Source organism: Nostoc sp. CMAA1605 (assembly GCF_021596505.1).
Taxonomy (GTDB): domain Bacteria; phylum Cyanobacteriota; class Cyanobacteriia; order Cyanobacteriales; family Nostocaceae; genus Trichormus.
On the sequence record NZ_PJIZ01000019.1, the window covers coordinates 19,590 to 40,537 of the forward strand.

Genomic DNA, 20,948 nt, shown 5'->3' on the forward strand with positions numbered 1-20,948 from the left:
TAGTCATTAGTTTTATCTCCCTGCCCCCTGTCCCCTGCCCCCTTCCCCCTGCCCAGTCCCCAATCCCTACTTCTTCAACTGCATCACAGCTTGACGGAAGCCCAAGACAACCAAAATATTAGAAAGTGTCAAGAAAACTTCTGCACCACCATGTAGCCAATCGATGTTAGCTAAGGCTTCGCCATAATGAATTTTGGCGTATATGCCGGCGGGAATTGTTACTGCAACAAAAACCAACGTCCCGTAAAATCCATACAATGCTAGACGGGGTAGTTGTTGACTGCGGGTGATAAACCACAAGAAACCCAGGTAAGGAAACAGTGATAAGGCAAAAAGGGTGTCTTTCGATATCATCGCTCTGATTTAATAGATTTCGGCTCAAAAGAATCTGTTTCTGTCTTGGTACTACGGGATTCACGCCAAATCCACACCGCCGCAGCCCAAAGGGTAAAATTACCAACTACAGTCATGGTAGCTTGCAAGGTTACTAACCATTCTAAAGATTCAGCATTGTCGTAATAATGCCAAGTGCAAGCACACATAGCACTCACCAAAGCTGGTAACATCCCCAAAGACAATCCCCACCAGCTACGATTTCCGGTGAGTTCGCCATAAGTCCAAATTAACCAAATCGCCGCCATCCACTCAATGACGCTAGAAACATGAATAATCCAAGTGGGAATTGAAAGAGCGTGCATAGAAAGTTAGTCAATGGTCAATAGTCATTAGTCAATAGTCATTGGTCATTAGTCATTAGTTATTAGACTTTAACACCCAGAACTCAGCACTCAGCACTCAGCACTCATGACTCAGCACTTATGACTTAGCACTCACTTAATCTTCTCACAGGCTTATTCAACTTTTTGTAGCAAGATGGCTGACATTTGGTGAACTACTGTGAAAAAGTTGATAACCTTAAATCCGACATTCAAAATTTTTTGTGGTAAAGATGCGATCGCTATTATCTGGGTATTACGGTAAAGGAAATGGTGGTGATGAGGCTTTGTTAGCTACACTCCTGCAAATGCTACCATCTCATGTCACGCCTGTGGTGTTGTCGGGCAATCCAGAACAAACGCGCGATCGCTATAATGTAGAAGCCTATGACCGAATGTCACCCCTGGCTGTATTGCAAGCTTTACGTTCCTGTGATGCTTTGATTTGGGGTGGAGGGAGTTTGATTCAGGATGTTACTAGCACTATAAGCCCCTTTTACTATGGGGGGTTGATGGCGTTAGCTCAAAGTATGGGTTTAAAAACTATCGCATGGGCGCAGGGTATTGGCCCTTTGCTGCGTCCCCAAACTCGATGGTTAGCAAGACAAAATTTTACTGGTTGTACTAAAGTCAGTGTACGCGATCGCGCCAGTGCAGCTTTATTATCTGATTGGCAAATCCCCCACATCGTCGCACCTGATCCTGTCTGGGCTTTAGCTGCTAAACCAGTACCCGCAATTTGGGACTTACCCCAGCCTAGAGTTGCTGTCACTTTAAGGAAGCATCCCCAATTAACAGAAGTACGTTTAGCTAATTTAATTCATGCTCTAGTAGAGTTTCAAAAAGCTACACAGACTTTTATCATTTTGCTACCATTTCAAAAAAGTGAAGACCTGGAAATTGCTCAAGCTATACAGCCACACCTTGCAGATGTCAGTCAGATTTTGTCTCTTGAAGATCCGCAGATATTAAAAGGCGTATTTCGAGATGTAGAAATGGTGATTGGAATGCGACTCCACAGTTTAATTATGGCTGCGGCTGAAGGCTGTCGCTGTTTTGCTTTGAGTTATGACCCCAAAGTTAATCGTTTAATGGAAGATTTGATGATACCTGGCTGGGACTTAGTTAATTTACCAGATGAACCACAGTTAATTAGTCAAACTTGGATAGAATATTACACTAATGGTCAGGCAATCTCATCTGGAACTATCCAAATACTCATAGATGGTGCATTGCAACATAGTAATTTATTGTGTGAAGTTTTTAGTTAAATTTTTACGCACATTTTAGAGGTAAATAACAAACCTCAATAAGAGCATAATTAGTATTCAACTTTTTATCATCTACCTTTTGATTGATCTTGAAATATGAATAACTAGAAAAATGTCATATGTAATATCAACTACGTCAACTAATACACTATCAAGTTGCTTATTTGCTGGTTACATAAACATAAATATAGGATTTTCCGCTTTGTTTTTTGCTTAAAATCTGCAAAAGCCCAGATTTCACAAATTCTTAATTGTCATCAAAAATTGATATTACAGTATAATCCACAATAGATTTTGTATTTTGTGTCACTTTTATTTTCTGAAAAAATAAAATAGATTGAGGTGTATTCTGTTCAATAACAACACTTAATGAAAATATATACCTGATGAAAATCTCGTATTCTTATCCTCGGTAACTTATAAAACTTAGTGTTTAAAGTTACATTGTATTAATGTAGACTATTTTACATACAAAAATAGCGAATCACACGGATATCTTTATTAAAAGAAAAATATTAAAAAATAGTTAATAAGTTCATCTGGATTCCATTTTTAGCACTCAAGATATTCAGTAAGCAGAAAAACTAGCAAAATTATGAGTGCTACGTTTTCATGATTTTTCCACAGCTAAATTATTTATCTGAGATAGGGCAATTAAATATGAAGGAAATACTTGCATTCATTGATGTCAAGAAGCAAGAATTTGCCCATTTACCTTTGTTGAAATTGATGCAAGACACGAGTATATCACCAATCAAAAGATTGGCTTGGAGTCCTTGCGCCACACCTTTTATTATGGGATTTGGAGAACTCAATAAATATGCCTTTCGGGATTTGACAAGTAATGATCCAATTCAGATACTAATTAATAAACATACTGAAGAGGATGATCATCACTGGCTATGGTTTCTTTCAGACATAGAAAAACTGGGCTTTGACTGCTCATCAAAATTCAGTGACACTGTAAAATTCTTGTGGGATGAAGAAACTCAAATACCTCGATGGGTAATTCATCAGTTATTTTTTCATGCGTGGCAATCAGATCCTCTCCATAAACTAGTAATGATTGAGGTCTTAGAATCTACAGGTAATATTGTATTTACTCAGGCTGCGAAAGTTGCCCAAGAACTGCAATTAATCACAGGAAATAAATATCTGTATTTTGGAGGATTCCATCTAGCTGTAGAAACTGGTCATACTACAGGTACAGATAATATAGAAACTTCCCTACAAAGCTTGGAATTGACACCATTGCAATCTCAGTCTGCTTTAGAACTGGCAGATAAGATATTTTCCCTAATTACAGAATTAGTCAATGCACTTTTTCAATATGCCATCACTCATGATGAGCAGCTAGAACTGAAGCAGATATCTCAGATCAATAATACTGTCTCAGCCGCTTAACTGAATTATTATCTGGGGATAAATTCATAGACATTTAAATTTATCCCTAACAAACTATATGCAATATACATTGATTACTACAAGTTAATGCTTGAAAGTAGTCTAAGTTGTTGTGCCTGAATATAGCAGAGTTCTTATGTTTAGCACCTACCCGAAATTTACCCACTGACTGAGGATCAATATCATGTCTAACGTACAACAAAAAACCCTTGACATCGTTCACACCTGGACTGAGAATTTGGATATTTCCCACACCTGGACTGAGAATTTAGATATCTCCCACACTTGGACTGAAAATTTAGATATCTCCCACACTTGGACTGAAAATTTGGATATTTCCCACACTTGGACTGAAAATTTAGAATTTTCCCACACTTGGACTGAAAATTTAGATATTAAGCATCCTGCTATGAGCAATGCACAAAGTTAAAAACTAGATTGCTCGTCTAACTATTAGCATACTGAAACTTTCCTATGGGTAGGTGTGTTTTCAGTATCCTCTATTAAAGTAGAAAACTCTCTTTGATGGAGAAGCTAATAGTTAGATGCAAGCAAGTGTCTATGGTTTGACAGTGATTGTTGCAGTGCAAAATTTACTCTTCACAAATCCCAAATTCTTATGAACCATTATGATGTTGTAATTGTTGGTGGTGGCCCCGCAGGTAGCACAACTGGCACTCTATTGAAGAAGTATAATCCTCAATTGCGTGTATTAATTCTGGAAAAAGAAAAGTTTCCACGGGATCATGTGGGTGAAAGTCAGCTACCGCAGATTAGTGAAATCCTTGATGAGATGGGATGTTGGGATAAAGTAGAAGCTGCTAATTTCCCCATTAAAGTTGGGGGTAACTATCGCTGGGGAAAAGATCCAGAACCTTGGGAGTTTCACTTTTTACGTCTAGAGGAATTTAAAGATGAACCTCGTCCAGCCAAGTTTACAGGACAACGCAAACAAACAGCGTTTCAAGTAGACCGGGCAGTTTATGATGAGATTCTGCTGCGTCATGCTGAAGAAGTGGGATGTGAAGTCAGAGAACAAACAGCAGTTGTGAAAGTGGATACACAGGGCGATCGCATCACGGCCTTACAATTAAATACTGAAGAAACAATCACTGCAACTTACTACGTTGATGGTTCTGGCCATGTGGGTGTATTGCGAAAGGCTGTAGGTGTGCAAACAGAATGTCCTACACAACTGCAAAATGTCGCCATCTGGGATTATTGGGAAAATGCAGAGTGGGCGGTAGAAATTGGTGTGGGTGGGACTCGCATACAGATCATGAGCTTACCACACGGATGGATTTGGTTTATTCCCCTCAGCCCCACCCGTACTAGTGTTGGTTTTGTTTGTCCAGCTAGCTATTACAAACAAGCGAAAAAATCAGCCGCAGAGATTTATCATCAAGCACTCCAAGATGAACCACTAATTTCTAAGCTGTTGGCTAATGCTAGTAGTAGAGGTAATATTGAGATTACGAAAGATTGGTCTTTCCTCGCAGAGAGAACCACAGGGGAAAACTGGTTTTTAGTGGGAGAAGCCGCAGGTTTTGCTGATCCGATTTTATCTGCGGGTTTAACTCTTACCCATGTGGGAGGTAAGGAATTGGCATACACCATATCTGCACTACTCCAAAATCAATATGATGCAGATTGGTTAAAAAGCCAATACGACCATAATCAACGCCGTCGCGTCCAACAGCATATCCGCTTTGCAGATTACTGGTATGCTGCCAACGGTCAATTTACAGACTTATATGACCACTGTCAAACCATCGCCAAAGAAGCCGGCTTAAATCTCAGTCCCGCCGAAGCTTTTCGCTGGTTAGCCCAAGGTGGTTTTACCAATGATATTGTTGGTCAAGCTGTCATTGGTGGCTTTGACTTAGGGGCGATGAAACAGATGGTACAGCGTTTCTCCAAGGAGGAATTACCTTGGGAAATTAGCGGTTACAACGTCTTTGAGTTAAGCATCGACGATACCCAAGAAGAATTTGTTGCTGTTTATAGCAACGGTGAAATTACACGAGTAAAATGCTACCGCAGAGAAAACGGCGATCGCTTACCGATTACTGGTCTTTATGGTTTATTAATTGATATTCTCAGCCGTACATCTGATATTGAGCAAATTTATCATTACCTCATTAGTTTGTTCAAGAACCGCTTCCCCGCCGAACATCTCCGCGTCGCCATCCAGCATACAATGTTCTGCTTAGAAGTTATGGCTTTAGAAGGTTGGGTAAAAGCCTCTTTAAATCCTGAGAAACCACCACTGAAAATTTCTATGCCCGTTGAAGGTCAATTACATTACTCCGGTCGTAACTAATTTGCTTAGGGCTTGCGGAAAAAATTCTTTGGTGGGGGTAGGGAACAGGGAAGTAGTAAAGCTTTTTCCCATTCCCCATTCCCCATTCCCCATTCCCCATTCCCTATTCCCTATTCCCTCTGAATACAGGACAAAACTAATAATGCAAACAAAGAAAGTATGTGTGATTGGGGCTGGCGTTAGTGGATTAGTCACAGCAAGAAACTTTATAGAGACTGGCTATGAAGTTACTGTGTTTGAAACACAAGCGGGAATAGGTGGTGTGTGGGAAAAATCTAGAGTCTATCCAGGGTTGACTATTCAAAGCCCCCGCGATACCTATGCCTTCCCTGATTATCCCATGCCTGCATCCTATCCAGAATGGCCGACCGCAGAGCAAACACGCAATTACTTAATATCTTATGCCGAATATTTTGGTGTAACCCCCAGAATCCGTTTTCAAACGGAAGTAACTCAAGTCACCAGAAAAACTTCAGAAATACCAAAATGGTTAGTTAATATTCGGTTTCGTGATCAGGTTTCTGGAGAACTTCAACAGGAACAGTTAGAATTTGATTTTGTAGTTGTGTGTACTGGAATTTTTAATATTCCTTACCAACCTCCTCTACCTGGAAAAGAAGAATTTATCGCTGCTGGGGGTCAAGTATTACACACCACAGAATTTAATAACGCCTCGATAGTGGAAGGTAAACGGGTGGTTGTAGTAGGTCTGGGTAAATCTGCGACTGACATCGCCACTCTATCTGCTAATGTATCTGCGAAATGCACAATGGTGTTTCGTCAAATACCTTGGAAGATTCCTAAATTCTTCTTGGGAAAAGTAAATATTAAGTATGTTTTGTTAACGCGCTTTGCTGAAAGTTGGCTACCATATCGTAAATTAGAGGGTATGGAATGGCTATTACACAGTATTGGTAAGCCATTAGTCTGGGCTTTTTGGCGTATTAATGAAATATTACTCCGCTATCAATTGAAGTTAGATGCTTACGGAATGATTCCTGATCAACCCCTGACTAAATGGGTGGTTTCTTCTATCGCTTTAGAAACTCCTAATTTTTATCAGTATGTTGCTTCTGGGAAGATTCAAGCGAAAAAAACTGAAATTAAACGGTTTGTTGCTGGTGGTGTAGAGTTAGCTACTGGAGAACATATACCTGCGGATATTGTGGTATTCGGTACAGGATTTCGTCAAGATGTACCGTTTTTAGCAGCAGATGATCGTCAGACTTTAATAGATAAACAAGGAAATTTTCAACTTTACCGCAATATTATTCACCCTAATATTTCCAACCTTGGCTTTGTGGGTTACAACTCCAGCAAATTCTGTCCCCTAACATCAGATATTAATTCTCAGTGGTTACTGGAATATTTCCAAGGTAATCTCAATTTACCTACGCCACAAAAGATGTTAGAAGAAATAGCTTTAGAGTGGCAATGGAAAAAGCAAGAATGGGAATATGGCTTACATCATGGTACATCAATATTCCCGTTTAGCTTTCATTATATTGATGAATTGATGAGTGATATGGGGATAGTAGATAATTCACCAATTTGGCAACAAATACTCAAGAATATCTCACCTATGTCTCCAGCTAACTATCAACGAATTAGGCAGACTTTAAAGTTAAGAAGGCGTTCTTATGTGGATAGTTTTACTATCAAGCCTCGTGAAACGGTTGGTGTTAGTCAATAGTCATTAGTCATTAGTCATTAGTATTTTAAATTTATATTCTACTGTCATAACTAATATACACCCTATAAACTGGGGTGTATTTTTTTGTTTCGCGCATATCGATACGGAAATCTTAGAGTAGGCGCAAAGATGCCAATAAGGACACTATAATCATGAATTTTGCCCAAGATTCCATGAGCTATAAGTAGAACGACTTGAAAAAACCAAACTATGTGAAGTCATGTAAAAAAATTGGAATCTAGTTCGTAGTAAGGACTTCAGTCCTTATTAGAGGACTAAAGTCCTCACTACAAACCTTGAATTATTTACACCGTTCTACTTACTTTCAACGAAACAATAAAAATTAATTTTTCCATACCCAATCCCCAATTCCCATTTTTAAAACAGGTCTATTGAATGGGAATATCAATTAAAAATTCAGTTCCTTGACCCAGTATGGAATTACAAGTTAACTGGCCTTTGTGTTTTTCTACTACTACTTGATAGCTAATTGATAAACCTAAACCTGTGCCGCTACCGATAGGCTTCGTAGTGAAAAATGGGTCAAATATTTTTTGTTTGGTTGTTTCTGTCATCCCAGAACCATTATCAGTAATGCTCACTCTGACTGTATTTGATGCTAACAACTCAGTTTTAATGTTAATTTGAAGATTTTCGACTTTTTCAGTAACCGGTAATCTGGAATCTTCTAATGCGTCAATAGCATTGCTAATGATATTCATAAAGACTTGATTTAATTGCCCTGCATAACAATTTACTAATGGCAATTGAGTATAGTCTTTTGTCACTAAAATTTCTGGTGCATCACTCTTTTCTTTGAGTCTGTGCTGTAAAATCATGAGGGTACTTTCAATACCTTCATGTATATCTACGGGTTTCATCTCTGATTCATCTAGACGGGAGAAATTGCGTAACCCTATGACAATATTACGAATACGAGAACTGCCAATTTTCATGGACTCAAGCACTTTGGGCAAGTCTTGCACCAGGAAATTAATATCTATTTCTTGAGATTTTTCAGCGATGACATCAGAGGGTTGGGGATATTCTTGTTGATAAATATCGACTAAATCTAGCAAGTCTTGTACATAGTCATGGGCATGATTAATATTGCCATGAATAAAGTTAATGGGATTATTAATTTCGTGGGCAATTCCGGCTACCATTTGTCCCAAGGAGGACATTTTTTCACTTTGCACTAGTTGAGTTTGGGTGCGTTGTAATTCTAGTAAAGTTTGTTGTAAATATTGATTTTTCTCTTCTAATTCTTGAGTTCTCTGGGCAACTTTTTGTTCTAGGGTGTGGTTTTGTTCTTCTAAACGTTGATTGGCGGTGGCGAGATTTTCGTAGAGAATAGCATTTTCTAAAGAGATAGCAGCTTGGGTGGTGATGAGTTTGAGGACTTCAATGCGATCGCGTGTGAATGCCCCAATGCTAAGATTATTCTCCAGGTACATCATGCCTAGTAACTTACCTTGATTGATAATGGGAATGCAAACTAGGCTTTGGGGTCGTTGGTTTTGGATATAGCGATCGCCTGCTAAAAATGCTACTGTTTTTGCATGATCACTGACAAATATTTCTTTGGTGCGTTTGACATAATTAATTAGAGTCAGGGGAATATCTTGACTATCTTCTAAATTAATTGAGGGGAAATCAGTCAAGATATTCCCACTCTCAGCACTAGAACTTACGGACGTTACTTGGAAATCTGTCTCACTTTCACTCAACATCAATACTGCTTTTGATGCGCCAGCATTTTCCATCACCACAGCCATTAAAGTAGAAAGTAATTGTTCTAATTCAATTTCTCCAGAGAGTAACTGTGAGGCTTTAATCACACTCCCTAAATCCAGCATCTCAGAAACACTAGTGTGAGAACTAATCACGGTTTCACTAGTTTTAGTTGCAGACAAAGATGTCAGCATAGAGACAGTAATTGGTTCTCGTTTGCTAACAACATGAGTTTTAAGCATTTCTTGCTGAATTATCGGTGCGAGTAGTTGGGGATAGCGTTTTTGGAGGTGTTTGACTTTAGCAACTGCACCCCAACGTTGATAAGCGCGATAAGCATCAGTTAAATAGTTGGGTACTATTCTTTGTTTTCCCCATGCTAAATAGAATTGAGCCGCTAATTCACAAGCTAAAGCTGCTTCATGAATATAATCATTTTCTTTAGCTAAATTTATAGCACGCTCATAGTTATCCATTGCTGCTGTTTTATTATCTAATACGCGATGATACTCAGCTTCTACCAAATGAAATTTATGTAAATAATTCATCGGTGCATAACTTGCCCAATGCTGGAGTTTTTCTTGATTAACTTTGACTTGCGCCAAAATTTCCTGTTGTTCAGATGCGCTTACATCAATATATACAGCTAAACGTACTAGAGAATCATAAAAATGAAATTGAGTGTAACTTAAAGTCCCTACACCACCATGTAAGAACTCTGCCATTTTTTTGGTATTTTCCCAGGCTTTGCTATAGTCCTGAAACAGATAGCAGAGATAAGTCTTACATAAATACAAGTGTAAAATAGCTATGCCATCATTATCTTTGAGGTGGATGGGCAGCATTTTCACTTCATCGTATACCTCTCCCAATAAATCAGAGCTATTTTCTCTATTTTCCAGCAAATTCAAGACTGTCTGATGATAAATTTCCTGCCAATAAAATACTTTTTCTTGATTAATTTGCTTGATTGCAGAGCTATATTTGGCTAATTCTGGTTGGAGACATACTAGTTCTTTACCCAGGAAAAATGCTGAATAACCGTAATTTTGTAGCGAAAAAGCTGCAAATTCTAAATCTCCAGTTTCTAGGGCAACTGTATAGGTTTCTAAGAAGTGCTTTAATGTGTCTCTCAGATGAATTTGCCAGTGACTAATATGGGAGTTAAAAGTCCCCATACTTTTGGCTTTGACTTCTTTGTTATTACATTTGTGAGCTAAATTGACAGCTAACTTACCAAACTGATAACCAGATGCAATATCACCAACTACACCACAAAGCATAAATCCATAAATGGCGTATGCAAATGCTGATAAAGGAGAATTACCAAACTGTAATGATAAATCTATTTGTTTTAAACATACCAATGGCATCAGGGCTGGGAAAGCTTGGTAAAAAGAACTAAATGCACTAGCGAGAACTCGCATCAAAGCTAATGCTTCAACATCTTGCATCTCTGGTAAATCAATTAAATCTTCAATGCACCTGTGAGCTAAATTACTGTAGATTTTTTGAATTTCCTTTTGTACATCTAATTGGCTAGGATTTTCAGGAAATTTCACGCCTAAAACCTGACAGAAATCTAACGCCATCTCAATGGCTTCTAGTGCTTTACCTTGAGAACTATAGTTTCTAATCTTGACATCATAAATTTTCAGTTGGTCTATTTTGGTTTTTGCGTTTGATAATACGACTTGTGCTAATGCTTCCATTTGCTCGAAGTCACCAGCTAGATATGATGTTTCGGTGGCGGTTTCATATAAAGCTAAAGTGAGATGATAGTCAGTATCCCAACGTTGGTTAGGTAGTAATTGAATACCTGTATTTAAATATTTTCTAGCTGAGGGATAGGCTGTAGAAATTAGAGCCTTACGTCCAGCTTGGAGATTCATCTCGGCTAGTTGAATGCGTTCACTAGGCTCTACAATTAACTGTATTGCCATGTTTAATTGATTGACAATACCAAAAATATTGTCTTCTAATTTACTAGTAGGAGTATGATCTAATAGTAATTTGCCTATTTTGAAATGTAGTGATAATTTTTGCTGCTCTGGAATGAGAGAATAGGCAGCTTGTTGGATGCGATCGTGAACAAATTGGCATTGAGATGATTGATAACGAGAATTTGTAGATTCGTCCTGTTCTGAATTAACTAACTGATACTGTGGTTCAGTATTAACTTCTAATAACTGATAAACTTCAGATTGCAGTAAAATCATCCCTTCTAATCTCGCTGCACGTAAATCTGATATAGTCTCAGCTAAAGACTTTTCATAAACGATTGCTAAAGTCTTTAAATCAAAATGATGCCCAATACAAGCTGCTAGTTGTAATGCTTTCTGTGTTGATTGTGGTAGCTTCAGTAATTGAATTTTCATAAATTCAACTACATCATCTGTTAGTTGCAAGGCTTCAACTTTGCTAATGTCACAATGCCAATATTCAAGATGATGATTAAACTCAATGATATTTTCTTGATATAGATATTTTAGAAATTGATGAGTAAAGAAAGGATTACCTTGAGTAGTAGCAAAGATAACTTGCGTGAGAGGAATAGCCAGATTTTCTGGGCAATGTAATGTGTCAGTGACAAGATGAGTTAAATCTCCAAATGTTAAGGTAGCTAAAGTCATAATTTGTAAGCTATCACCAGACTTTAGCATTTCATTAATTGTCAGTTCTAAAGGATGCCCTGGGATAATCTCATAGTCACGATATGTACCAATTAATAATAAACCGGAGTGAGAATTTTCACTTAGATGAGACTCAGACACCTTCAAAGTTGATTCTGAGGGAGACATTAATAATTGTAGTAACTTTAAAGATGCAGCATCAGCCCACTGCAAATCATCTAAAAACAGCACTAAGGGACGTTCATTGGCTGTAAACACCTGGATAAATCGTTGCAATAATAAATTTAATCGATGTTCTGCCGCACTACCAGCTAACACCGTCACCGCAGGCTGTTCACCCAAAATTAGTTCCAAATCTGGAATTAGATCAATAATGACTTGAGCTTGTTCACCCAAAGCCGATAGAATCTGAGTTTTCCAAGTCTGAATTTGAGCATCAGATTCACTTAAAATTTGCCCAATTAAATCTTTAAATGCTTGCACAAAAGCAAATAAAGGAATATCTCTTTGCAATTGTTCAAACTTACCTTGAATAAAATAACTACGTTGGCGAACAATAGGCTTATGTACCTCATTCACCACAGCAGTTTTCCCTACTCCAGAAGCACCCGCAACTAATACCAATTCTGTTTTCCCCTGGGTAACACGCTCAAAAGCAGCTAACAAATTTTCTACTGCTGTTTGACGACCATAGAGTTTTTCAGGAATAAGAAAACAGTCAGCAATATCTTTAGTTGCTAAATTAAACTGTGTAATCTGTTTTGTAGTTTGCCACTGCTGTTGACAAATTTCTAAATCATGAATTAGTCCATAGGCACTTTGATAACGGTCTTCGGCATTTTTTGCCATTAATTTCATGACAATATCTGCCAGAGCTTGCGGAATTTCAATTTTGTGACCTAATCTTGGTGGGATTTTGGCAATATGACAGTAGACCAACTCCATTGGATCTTTGCTACTAAAAGGTAATTCTCCTGTGAGTAGTTCAAAAAAGGTTACTCCCAAAGAATAAAAGTCACTACGATAGTCAACACCTCGATTCATCCTACCGGTTTGTTCAGGGGATATATACGCTAGTGTTCCTTCTAAGACGTTGGGGTTTTTCAGTAATTGAATTTCCCTTGGTAGCAAGCTGGCGATACTGAAATCTATAATTCTAATTTCTTGTGTTTCTGGGTTAATTAAGATATTGGCAGGTTTGATATCTTTGTGAATAATTCTGGCTTTATGTATTTTTTCTAGGATAGTGACTATTTTGATGGCTATCGAGAAGAATTCCTCTAGACTAATACCGTTTTGTCGTCGCCATTCTGATAGAGATATTCCGCCCATATCTTCCAGAACTATGGCGTAGTGGTCGCCATAATTTTCAATATTTAGGGGTTTAATAATCCCTGGAATGTCTAGATTTTTGGTGATGGTGTATTGATTATGAAACTGAGCAATTTCATTGAGATTGGGATTTTCTTTCCGCATCAGTTTAATGATGACTGGTGTTTCATCTGCTGACCGAATAGCTCGATAGACAATGGTTTTGCTACCTATGTATATTTGCTCTGCGAAGCGATAGCCTGGAATTACAAAACTTGTCTCTAATGAAACTGCCATACAAATTTTTACTCACGCAATTATCTATATGACGTATTATTCCCATTTAGCATCTAGGAACATCAATGAGTAATAAATAGGGGCGTAGGGGTATAAGGGTGTAGGGGTGTAGGGGAAAAGAAGGTATTTTTTTAGATAACTTTTAACAATTAATGAGAGGTTATAGGAAGTTATACTCAAAAAATAAATAGGAATTTCAATGATGGTTAATTTGATAGTAAATATACTGATAATCTTAGAGTTTTAACATTTTTAAAATCCTAAAAGTTATCTCTTATTAATGTGTGGTATATCGCTTTTAAAGTTAAAGAGAATAATGCACAAGCAAATTTCATGAGTGCTGACTTGAAAGTGCTGTTAGTAGTAGCACGACGTTCAGCCCGTGCAACTAATTTCACTTTCTACTCAGCACTCAGCACTCACTACTCAGAACTCACTACTCAGCACTCAGCACTGTTTCAGTGATTTAAACAACACTGACAATGCCAGACCATTGTACTTTTTTCTGTTGCTCACGACGGTAGGAAAAGAAATGATCTGGAGTTTGGTAAGTACAGTAGGGTGCGATCGCTATTTGTTCTGCACTAATCCCTAAATTTTCCATTTGCAAAGCATTGACTCGCCGCACGTCTACCCTGACTCTTCCAGGTTCAGGATCAGCTAACAATGGGGAATGGGGCAAATCATGTAATGTCTGAACAATTTTTTGGTTATCCTCATGTGGTATGATGCTAGCTCCAATTTCTGCTGCGACTTCCTCAGAAACTTGGTAAACTTCTCCAGCAATAGCTGGCCCCATAGCAATCCGCAAGTCTGCTAGTTGACTACCTTGGGCTTGCATCCGGGCGATCGCCTGGGGGACAATTTTCTTTGCTGTTCCCCGCCAACCTGCATGGAGTGCTGCTACCTGTCCAGTTTTGATATCTCCAATTAACACAGGTGTACAATCAGCACTGGCTACCCACACAGCTTGTAAGGGTGCTTCACTCATTAATCCATCTGCCAGGGCTAATTCATCTTCTGCATCCAGATTGGTAGCTATTTCCCTGGGGGTGAGGACTGTATTGCCATGTACCTGTTTCAAACGATATGCTGATGCTTCTGGGTGCAGCACCTTTGTTAACTCGTCGGGCGATCGCGGCCAAAACTGCTGGGTAAAAAAGCCGTGTTGCCAATTCTTTAAGAGACTACAAGTTAGGTATGGTAGTCCCTCCCAATCATGCCAATGCCAAGTGTGCATCTTGAACCAAACCTAATCAGAAACTTATCAGCCAATTCATGCTAACTTGAACTACGGAATTTTAGGCTAATGGCTGTCAAACTTGATCAGCAAAAAATCTTAACTGCCCTCACCACTGAGCGCAAGTATGGTTATTTACCTTTTACTCTACATATTTATGACTGTGTTACCTCAACTAATCTAACGCTTTGGGAGTTAATTAGCCAAGGCGCGACAGCAGGTAATGTAGTGATTGCCACACAACAAACCGCCGGCAAAGGACAATGGGGACGACAGTGGATTTCCCAAACAGGCGGACTATATCTTTCTGTGGCGATTAATCCCCATATAGCAGCTAATGCTAGTTATCAACTCACGTTAGCTACCGCTTGGGGGATTACATATCAATTGCGTCAATGTGGAATTAATGTCGGAATTAAATGGCCGAATGATTTAGTTTTAGAAAGACGAAAATTAGGCGGAATTCTAACAGAAACCAAAGTGAATCAAGGCCAAATCACACAAGCAATAGTTGGTGTCGGGATTAACTGGAGTAATCCTGTACCGGAAACAGGGATTAATTTACAGTCATGGCTGCGGGAGGCAGGAGAGGCAGGGGGCAGGGGCGCAGGGAGAGTAGGGGAAGAAAAATACAATGCCCAATGCCCAATGCCCAATGCCCAATGCCCAATGCCCGATATAGAAACCTTAATTTGTCAAGTGCTATTAGGCATAGAATCTGGTGTGGTCTGCCTTTTGGAAGAAGGAATTAATATACTTGTGTCTCGTTATTTAGAGTTTTTGGTGAACATGGGCGATCGCGTTTACGTCAACGACCTCGCAGGTAATGTTGTGGGCGTAACACCTCAAGGGAGTTTACGAGTATCCTTAGAAAGAGGTTGCATAACTGATATGAAAACACCAGAAATTCATCTAGAACCCGGTAGAATTAGTTTGGGTTATCGTAGTTCTTAAGATTCATATCAGGTTTGTTGACAATTTCGCTCTTTGGGTAAGACAAACCACTGGCATCATCTCTTTAGGCACATAAGACACAACTCAACTGAGAGAAACAATGACGCAGCGCAATCACTCTGCCCATAATCCGAAGAAACGCCTAGCCTACACTCTACCAGCACAAGGTCTGTGTTGGTTAGGTGGTGTTAGCCTCCTCAGTGGCGGCTTGGTGTTAGCTCAAACAGAAACATCCATCGATAACATTGTTCCTACTGTTGAAACTTCCCAACCAACAGCAGCACCAGTTATTCCTGTGAAAAAAGATGTTGTTGTACCCGCAGCATCGCCATCACAGCCAAAATTCTCGGCACGGCAAACTAAACTCCAGCAAAGGCTACGTCAATCAGAAGTTTCACAATCACCAAAGCCCGTTAGACAATCTCAACCCAGCATTGAAAATGAGGCAAATGAGCCAGTTTTTAGTGTGAGAAAGTCACAACCCCAAGTAGAAGCTTCTCAAGTTACACCAACCCCAAACGCTAAAGTTAAACCCCAACGGGAAGTAACTACATCTGAGCAGAAACCAACTGTTGCTCAACCGTCATTAAATAATAAAAAACCAGTAGTTACCCAACCATCCAACGCATCAGATAACAATAACAGTGTTACAGTTAGGCAACCCAAGCAGGATTATAACAACGCTTATATTGATCCCAATGATTACAGTGCCAATACAACTGGAACTTATCAAGCACCAAATTCTGTAATTCTCACAGAACGTTCTAGCGGTTGTCGCACAGTTGTGAATTCTGGACAAGGGGTAACTGGTAGTGCTTGCGCGCAAACACCATCATCTAACCAGCGCACAGCTAAATCAGCCCCCACATGGATTAGAAACAGTCAAACAGCACAGTTAGCTACAGCATCCCCCGTTCGCACCTTAGCGACTACACCAAGCCAAAGCAGATGGCGTGGTTCTCAAGTACCTGTAGGTAGCAGCAATAAAACAGCTTTTCAACCCAACCGTTTTATTCCCAACCCCAGCGAATTCGCTACCACGAAAGTCAGTGCTACTCCCATTGCACCCAGTGCTGGGACATTACCCCCACCAATGGCAGAAGGGAACATTGCCCCCCGTGAGAGTAATGTAGCTTACGATATTCCCTTAGCTTCAGTGTTACCACAAATTCCCTACACCAGCACATTAGCTTACCGTGGTGGCAATGGGATGGTATATCCCCTAGCCGCAGCAGCACCAGTAACATCTATATTTGGCTGGCGGATTCACCCAATTACAGGCGATCGCCGTTTCCACGCTGGTACTGACTTGGGCGCACCTTCAGGTACTCCCATTTTAGCTGCTGCTAGAGGTCAAGTAGAGACAGCTGATTGGGTAGGTGGCTATGGTTTAACCGTCATTCTTAACCACAGTTCGGCTCAACAAACCCTCTACGGTCATATGTCAGAAATCTTGGTGCAACCAGGACAATGGGTAGAACCAGGAACTGTAATTGGGCGTGTAGGTAGCACCGGTAACTCCACAGGCCCCCACCTACACTTTGAAGTCCGTCACCTCACACAAAACGGATGGGTGGCTGTTGACCCCGGTGTAGAATTGCAAGTTGCCCTCAGCCAATTATTGCAAGGCGTGCAGACAGCGCAGGCGTTGAGGAGGGAGTAGGGATTGGGGACTGGGGATTGGGGACTGGGGACTGGGGACTGGGGACTGGGAACAAGTAGACAAGGTGGACAAGGTAGACAAGGTAGACAAGGTAGACAAGGTAGACAAGGTAGATTTTATACCTGCGTTCTGTTTTTTCTATGCCCCATGCCCCATGCCCCATGCCCCATGCCCCATGCCCAATCCCCTATTTACAAATATCCGTGTTCTGCTAAAAATGCGGGTGTAATATCATTGAAACCGGCATCATCTGAGGTCTTGTGATAACTCTTGCCGGGGTGAAGGAATTTTTCCACGTATTTACCGAGAATATCGCCTTCTAAATTTACTAAACTGCCAGACATCAGATAGCGAAGATTGGTATCAGCGTAAGTCAGGGGAATCACGGCGACGGTAAACTGAGATAAATCCACTTCATAAGCAGCTACCGTCAGACTCACGCCATTGACAGCGATACTACCCTTGGGGACAATGTAACGAGCGATCGCTTCGGGTGCTGTGAAAGTCATTTCCCAAGAAGTTGCTGTCTGTTTCGTCTCTAGCAAGCTACCTACACCGTCTACATGACCCATAACAAAATGACCGCCGACTTTACCACCAACGCGGAGTGAAGTTTCTAGGTTGACGTAGCCTTGTTGTGTTTGCTCATAGCCTAGAGTCGTGCGGCGCAGAGTTTCTGGGGAAGCTGAAGCCACGAAGCCTGTTGGCAAAATTTCTTCTACTGTCAGGCAAACACCATCTACAGCTACACTGTCACCATAGGCTAAATCCTGCATAATTAACGATGGCTGACTCACGCAGGTAATTTGCCACGCATCACCACTTAAGGGTTTGATTGTTCCTAATGATTGAATTAATCCTGTAAACACTGTTTATTTCGCAAAACTAACTCTATTTATTGCCTAATTTTCCTGAAAATCCACTGGTAATTCTCACAAGAATGCCGAAAATTCTGGGTATATTTCCTGACTGTTTTTATTATAGGGTAATTAACACAATGACATCCTTCACAAGTCATACTTGGTGAAGAAGGTTATTGTTTATAAAGACCCCTTTCATTTACTCTGGTGTTCACGGACAATTCGGAGTTTAATAGAGGCAATTATAGAGAACAATGCCTATGTTTATTACCGTTCCTAACTACCCAAACGAGGGTATTATTTATCACTTAACAATTAATCACGCAAAAGATTGTAGAGGGTTGGCCAATGATTGAGATGAAAGTCGCTGGCATAGCATTAGATGCCATGACCCGCAGCCCAATAGTTTTGTTAAAAGATGCCTCAGATCGGCGGGCGTTGCCAATTTATATTGGACAAGAACAGGCGAGGGCAATTATGGGGCCTTTGGAAAATCAAAAGCCGCCTCGACCTTTAACCCATGATCTGATTGTCAATATTCTCGAAGCTTGGAATATGACTCTAGAAAAGGTAATTATTCATTCCTTACAAAAGGATACATTTTATGCGGTCTTGATTGTACAACAGGGCGAAGTCAAAAAAGAAATTGATGCCCGTCCCAGCGATGCGATCGCCGTCGCACTGCGGACTAATACCCCTATTTGGGTAATGGAAGAAGTAATTGCTGATGCGTCTATCCCTGTGGATCGGGATGCTGATGAAGCCGAACAACAAGCTTTCCGAGAATTTATTTCTAATCTTCGTCCTGAAGATTTAATCAAGCGGTTTGGTAATGACGAAAGTTAAAAGAGTTCTGAGTGCTGAGTGTTGAGTGTTGAGTAAAGAAGATCAAATTAGTGCTTGATTCTTTCTTTTTTAGCTTTGATTTTGTTACAGACAGTATTAATCTGGTTTCTACTCACAACTTAGTATCGGCTAAACTCCGCGCTACCGCTAACACCACTCAGCAGTGAATTTATGCACTACCGACGCTTTGGCAAAACAAATCTACGCCTTTCGGTTTTTTCTCTAGGGACAATGCGTTACTTGGCTGATGTCGCAACTGCACAGCAAACCATAGCCAAGGCTTTAGAACTGGGAATTAATCACATAGAAACAGCCAGAGGTTACGGTAAAAGTGAGGAGTATCTGGGTGCAGCGATCGCGAATGGCTTATCTCTCCAGCGTTCCCAAGTCCACATCACCAGCAAAATTCCACCCACAGCTGATGCTGATAGTATGCGTCGGTGTATTGATGAATCTTTAACTAGATTGAATATAGATTATCTAGATTGTCTCGGAATTCACGGTTTAAATACTTGGGAACATCTGGAGATGGTGCAAGCCAAAGATGGTTGTATGCAAGCCATCACAGAAGCGATCGCTGACGGTAGAGTTAGACACGTTGGCTTTTCCACCCACGGTTCATTAGAGTTAATTCAAGCAGCAATCAACACAGATTTATTTGCATTTGTCAATCTGCATTATTACTATTTCTTTCAAAGAAACGCCCCAGCTATTCAGTTAGCCACTGAGAAAGATATGGGGCTTTTTATTATTTCTCCGGCTGACAAAGGGGGAAAACTTTACACACCACCCCAAACCCTCAAAGACTTATGTCAGCCATTTTCACCTTTAGAATTAAACTATCGATTTTTATTAAGTGACCAACGCATTACTACCCTGAGTGTAGGCGCAGCTAATCCAGAGGAATTAATAGCACCTTTACAAGTTGCTGATAGTAATGGTGAGTTAACATCCACGGAAATTCTCACCTTTCAACAGTTAGAAAATCATCAACAGCAAGTTTTAGAAAATCAAAAATGTAGTCAATGTTATGCTTGTTTACCCTGTCCTGAAAACATTAACATTCCTGAAGTCTTACGCCTAAGAAATTTGGCTGTAGCCTATGACATGAAAGATTACGGTCAATATCGTTATGGAATGTTTGAAAATGCTGGACATTGGTTTCCGGGAATGAAAGCCAACCGTTGTACAGAATGTGGTGATTGTTTACCTAGATGTCCAGAAAAATTAGATATCCCGAATTTATTAGCAGATACTCATGAGCAATTAAAGGGTAAATCTGGTAGAAGACTTTGGGGTTAACAATTCAAAATTTAAAATTGAAAATTAAAGACTGCAACTCAAAAGGGGCGTTGGCGTTCGTCATAATCAGGTATGGCAGGGAGTAGTATTTCCTGCGTTAAACTATTGGGTAAGATTATCAAGATTTTTGGCGGCGATCGCTATTTCATAAAACTATGCAAATCACCCAACAGCGATTTTACACCCCAGAGGAATATTTAGCCCTCGAAGAAGTAGCTGAATACAAAAGTGAATATATTGATGGACAAATTATTCCAATGGCAGGCGGAACAGTAAATCATAATCGTATAGCAGGTAATTTTTATGCTGTGCTGAACTTTGCATTTAGACAGCAAAACTACGAGGTATTCAATAGTGATATGCGTCTATGGATACCAGAGAAACGTATTTATACTTATCCAGATGTGATGATTGTAGTGGGTGAACCAGAATTTTTCCCTAATCGCCAAGATATGATCCTCAATCCACAAGTGATAGTGGAAGTTTTATCTGAGTCTACTAAAGGTTATGACCACGAAGATAAATTTCAGGCTTATCGAACAATTTCTACATTTCAGGAATATTTATTAGTTGATCAAACCCAAATCTATGTAGGGTCTGTTGAATAACTTTAAAACTCTTTACTAGTAAGCAATTCGCGGTTATTTTTGGGAAAAAAGTGCAAGAGAATTGGGATATGAGGCTGAAAAAGTTTGCATCTC

16 protein-coding genes and 1 pseudogene are annotated in these 20,948 nt (G+C 39.8%); 12 read left to right on the plus strand and 5 right to left on the minus strand.

The features are described 5' to 3' along the window. Positions 1–66 precede the first annotated feature (66 nt). Together CV014_RS09405 and CV014_RS09410 are read right to left on the minus strand one after the other, a co-directional pair. Positions 67–354, minus strand: coding sequence for a DUF3593 domain-containing protein (locus CV014_RS09405; protein WP_103139087.1), 288 nt, complete (start codon positions 352–354; stop codon positions 67–69). Next, on the minus strand, positions 351–698 hold the full coding sequence (locus CV014_RS09410; RefSeq protein ID WP_103139086.1) for a DUF2499 domain-containing protein: 348 nt from the start codon (positions 696–698) through the stop codon (positions 351–353). The genes CV014_RS09405 and CV014_RS09410 overlap by 4 nt, the downstream gene beginning before the upstream one ends. 251 nt (positions 699–949) lie before the next feature. Here CV014_RS09410 and csaB point away from each other — a divergent pair, with 251 nt between their 5' ends. From csaB to CV014_RS09435, 5 genes are all read left to right on the plus strand, one after another. Further along, the gene (gene csaB / locus CV014_RS09415) at positions 950–1,987 is read left to right on the plus strand and encodes a polysaccharide pyruvyl transferase CsaB (RefSeq protein ID WP_236141783.1); all 1,038 of its coding nucleotides are present in this window, start codon (positions 950–952) and stop codon (positions 1,985–1,987) included. Positions 1,988–2,647: 660 nt separating this feature from the next. Continuing rightward, positions 2,648–3,391, plus strand: a complete 744-nt coding sequence (locus CV014_RS09420) for a hypothetical protein (RefSeq protein ID WP_236141784.1) — start codon at positions 2,648–2,650, stop codon at positions 3,389–3,391. A gap of 184 nt (positions 3,392–3,575) precedes the next feature. Continuing rightward, entirely contained in the window at positions 3,576–3,821 is a 246-nt protein-coding gene (locus CV014_RS09425; protein WP_236141785.1) for a hypothetical protein, read from the plus strand. Positions 3,822–4,010: 189 nt separating this feature from the next. Further along, a complete protein-coding gene (locus CV014_RS09430) occupies positions 4,011–5,714 on the plus strand; it encodes an NAD(P)/FAD-dependent oxidoreductase (protein ID WP_236141786.1) in 1,704 nt (567 codons plus the stop codon). 142 nt (positions 5,715–5,856) lie between these two features. Next, on the plus strand, positions 5,857–7,407 hold the full coding sequence (locus CV014_RS09435) for a flavin-containing monooxygenase (protein WP_236141787.1): 1,551 nt from the start codon (positions 5,857–5,859) through the stop codon (positions 7,405–7,407). 389 nt (positions 7,408–7,796) lie between these two features. Here CV014_RS09435 and CV014_RS09440 read toward each other — a convergent pair whose 3' ends face one another. Then, a complete protein-coding gene (locus CV014_RS09440; protein WP_236141788.1) occupies positions 7,797–13,382 on the minus strand; it encodes a trifunctional serine/threonine-protein kinase/ATP-binding protein/sensor histidine kinase in 5,586 nt (1,861 codons plus the stop codon). A 333-nt stretch (positions 13,383–13,715) separates the two neighbouring features. On the opposite strand from CV014_RS09440, the gene CV014_RS29950 reads away from it, so the two are divergent. After that, positions 13,716–13,847 (plus strand): hypothetical protein, encoded by a 132-nt coding sequence (locus tag CV014_RS29950; RefSeq protein WP_268964574.1) that lies wholly within the window; start codon positions 13,716–13,718, stop codon positions 13,845–13,847. A gap of 1 nt (position 13,848) precedes the next feature. Here CV014_RS29950 and pgeF read toward each other — a convergent pair whose 3' ends face one another. Further along, a complete protein-coding gene (gene pgeF / locus CV014_RS09445) occupies positions 13,849–14,622 on the minus strand; it encodes a peptidoglycan editing factor PgeF (protein WP_236141789.1) in 774 nt (257 codons plus the stop codon). A gap of 69 nt (positions 14,623–14,691) precedes the next feature. Between pgeF and CV014_RS09450 the strand changes: the two genes are divergently transcribed. The 3 genes from CV014_RS09450 (at position 14,692) to CV014_RS09460 (ending at position 17,503) form a co-directional block, all read left to right on the plus strand. Beyond that, on the plus strand, positions 14,692–15,576 hold the full coding sequence (locus CV014_RS09450) for a biotin--[acetyl-CoA-carboxylase] ligase (RefSeq protein ID WP_236141790.1): 885 nt from the start codon (positions 14,692–14,694) through the stop codon (positions 15,574–15,576). Between the two features lie 100 nt (positions 15,577–15,676). Next, positions 15,677–17,239: a peptidoglycan DD-metalloendopeptidase family protein gene (locus CV014_RS09455; protein WP_236141791.1), complete on the plus strand. Its 1,563-nt coding sequence runs from the start codon at positions 15,677–15,679 to the stop codon at positions 17,237–17,239. A gap of 3 nt (positions 17,240–17,242) precedes the next feature. Further along, positions 17,243–17,503: a hypothetical protein gene (locus tag CV014_RS09460; protein WP_236141792.1), complete on the plus strand. Its 261-nt coding sequence runs from the start codon at positions 17,243–17,245 to the stop codon at positions 17,501–17,503. Here the strand turns inward: CV014_RS09460 and CV014_RS09465 are convergent. After that, positions 17,431–18,108, minus strand: coding sequence for a riboflavin synthase (locus CV014_RS09465; protein WP_236141793.1), 678 nt, complete (start codon positions 18,106–18,108; stop codon positions 17,431–17,433). The genes CV014_RS09460 and CV014_RS09465 overlap by 73 nt on opposite strands. Positions 18,109–18,447: 339 nt before the next feature. Here CV014_RS09465 and CV014_RS09470 point away from each other — a divergent pair, with 339 nt between their 5' ends. From CV014_RS09470 to CV014_RS09480, 3 genes and pseudogenes are all read left to right on the plus strand, one after another. Further along, positions 18,448–18,945 (plus strand): bifunctional nuclease family protein, encoded by a 498-nt coding sequence (locus tag CV014_RS09470; RefSeq protein WP_236141794.1) that lies wholly within the window; start codon positions 18,448–18,450, stop codon positions 18,943–18,945. 171 nt (positions 18,946–19,116) lie between these two features. Further along, positions 19,117–20,247, plus strand: coding sequence for an aldo/keto reductase (locus CV014_RS09475; RefSeq protein WP_236141795.1), 1,131 nt, complete (start codon positions 19,117–19,119; stop codon positions 20,245–20,247). Between the two features lie 155 nt (positions 20,248–20,402). Next, positions 20,403–20,840: pseudogene (locus tag CV014_RS09480) on the plus strand (Uma2 family endonuclease); the annotation flags it as partial. Between the last annotated feature and the right edge of the window lie 108 nt (positions 20,841–20,948).

What these genes read in the sequence shown, in the direction of transcription:
- CV014_RS09405 (WP_103139087.1), bottom strand. Translation starts at nt 354, where the DNA reads ATGATATCGAAAGACACCCTTTTTGCCTTATCACTGTTTCCTTACCTG.
- CV014_RS09410 (WP_103139086.1), bottom strand. Translation starts at nt 698, where the DNA reads ATGCACGCTCTTTCAATTCCCACTTGGATTATTCATGTTTCTAGCGTC.
- csaB (WP_236141783.1), top strand. Translation starts at nt 950, where the DNA reads ATGCGATCGCTATTATCTGGGTATTACGGTAAAGGAAATGGTGGTGAT.
- CV014_RS09420 (WP_236141784.1), top strand. Translation starts at nt 2,648, where the DNA reads ATGAAGGAAATACTTGCATTCATTGATGTCAAGAAGCAAGAATTTGCC.
- CV014_RS09425 (WP_236141785.1), top strand. Translation starts at nt 3,576, where the DNA reads ATGTCTAACGTACAACAAAAAACCCTTGACATCGTTCACACCTGGACT.
- CV014_RS09430 (WP_236141786.1), top strand. Translation starts at nt 4,011, where the DNA reads ATGAACCATTATGATGTTGTAATTGTTGGTGGTGGCCCCGCAGGTAGC.
- CV014_RS09435 (WP_236141787.1), top strand. Translation starts at nt 5,857, where the DNA reads ATGCAAACAAAGAAAGTATGTGTGATTGGGGCTGGCGTTAGTGGATTA.
- CV014_RS09440 (WP_236141788.1), bottom strand. Translation starts at nt 13,382, where the DNA reads ATGGCAGTTTCATTAGAGACAAGTTTTGTAATTCCAGGCTATCGCTTC.
- CV014_RS29950 (WP_268964574.1), top strand. Translation starts at nt 13,716, where the DNA reads ATGAGTGCTGACTTGAAAGTGCTGTTAGTAGTAGCACGACGTTCAGCC.
- pgeF (WP_236141789.1), bottom strand. Translation starts at nt 14,622, where the DNA reads ATGCACACTTGGCATTGGCATGATTGGGAGGGACTACCATACCTAACT.
- CV014_RS09450 (WP_236141790.1), top strand. Translation starts at nt 14,692, where the DNA reads ATGGCTGTCAAACTTGATCAGCAAAAAATCTTAACTGCCCTCACCACT.
- CV014_RS09455 (WP_236141791.1), top strand. Translation starts at nt 15,677, where the DNA reads ATGACGCAGCGCAATCACTCTGCCCATAATCCGAAGAAACGCCTAGCC.
- CV014_RS09470 (WP_236141794.1), top strand. Translation starts at nt 18,448, where the DNA reads ATGATTGAGATGAAAGTCGCTGGCATAGCATTAGATGCCATGACCCGC.
- CV014_RS09475 (WP_236141795.1), top strand. Translation starts at nt 19,117, where the DNA reads ATGCACTACCGACGCTTTGGCAAAACAAATCTACGCCTTTCGGTTTTT.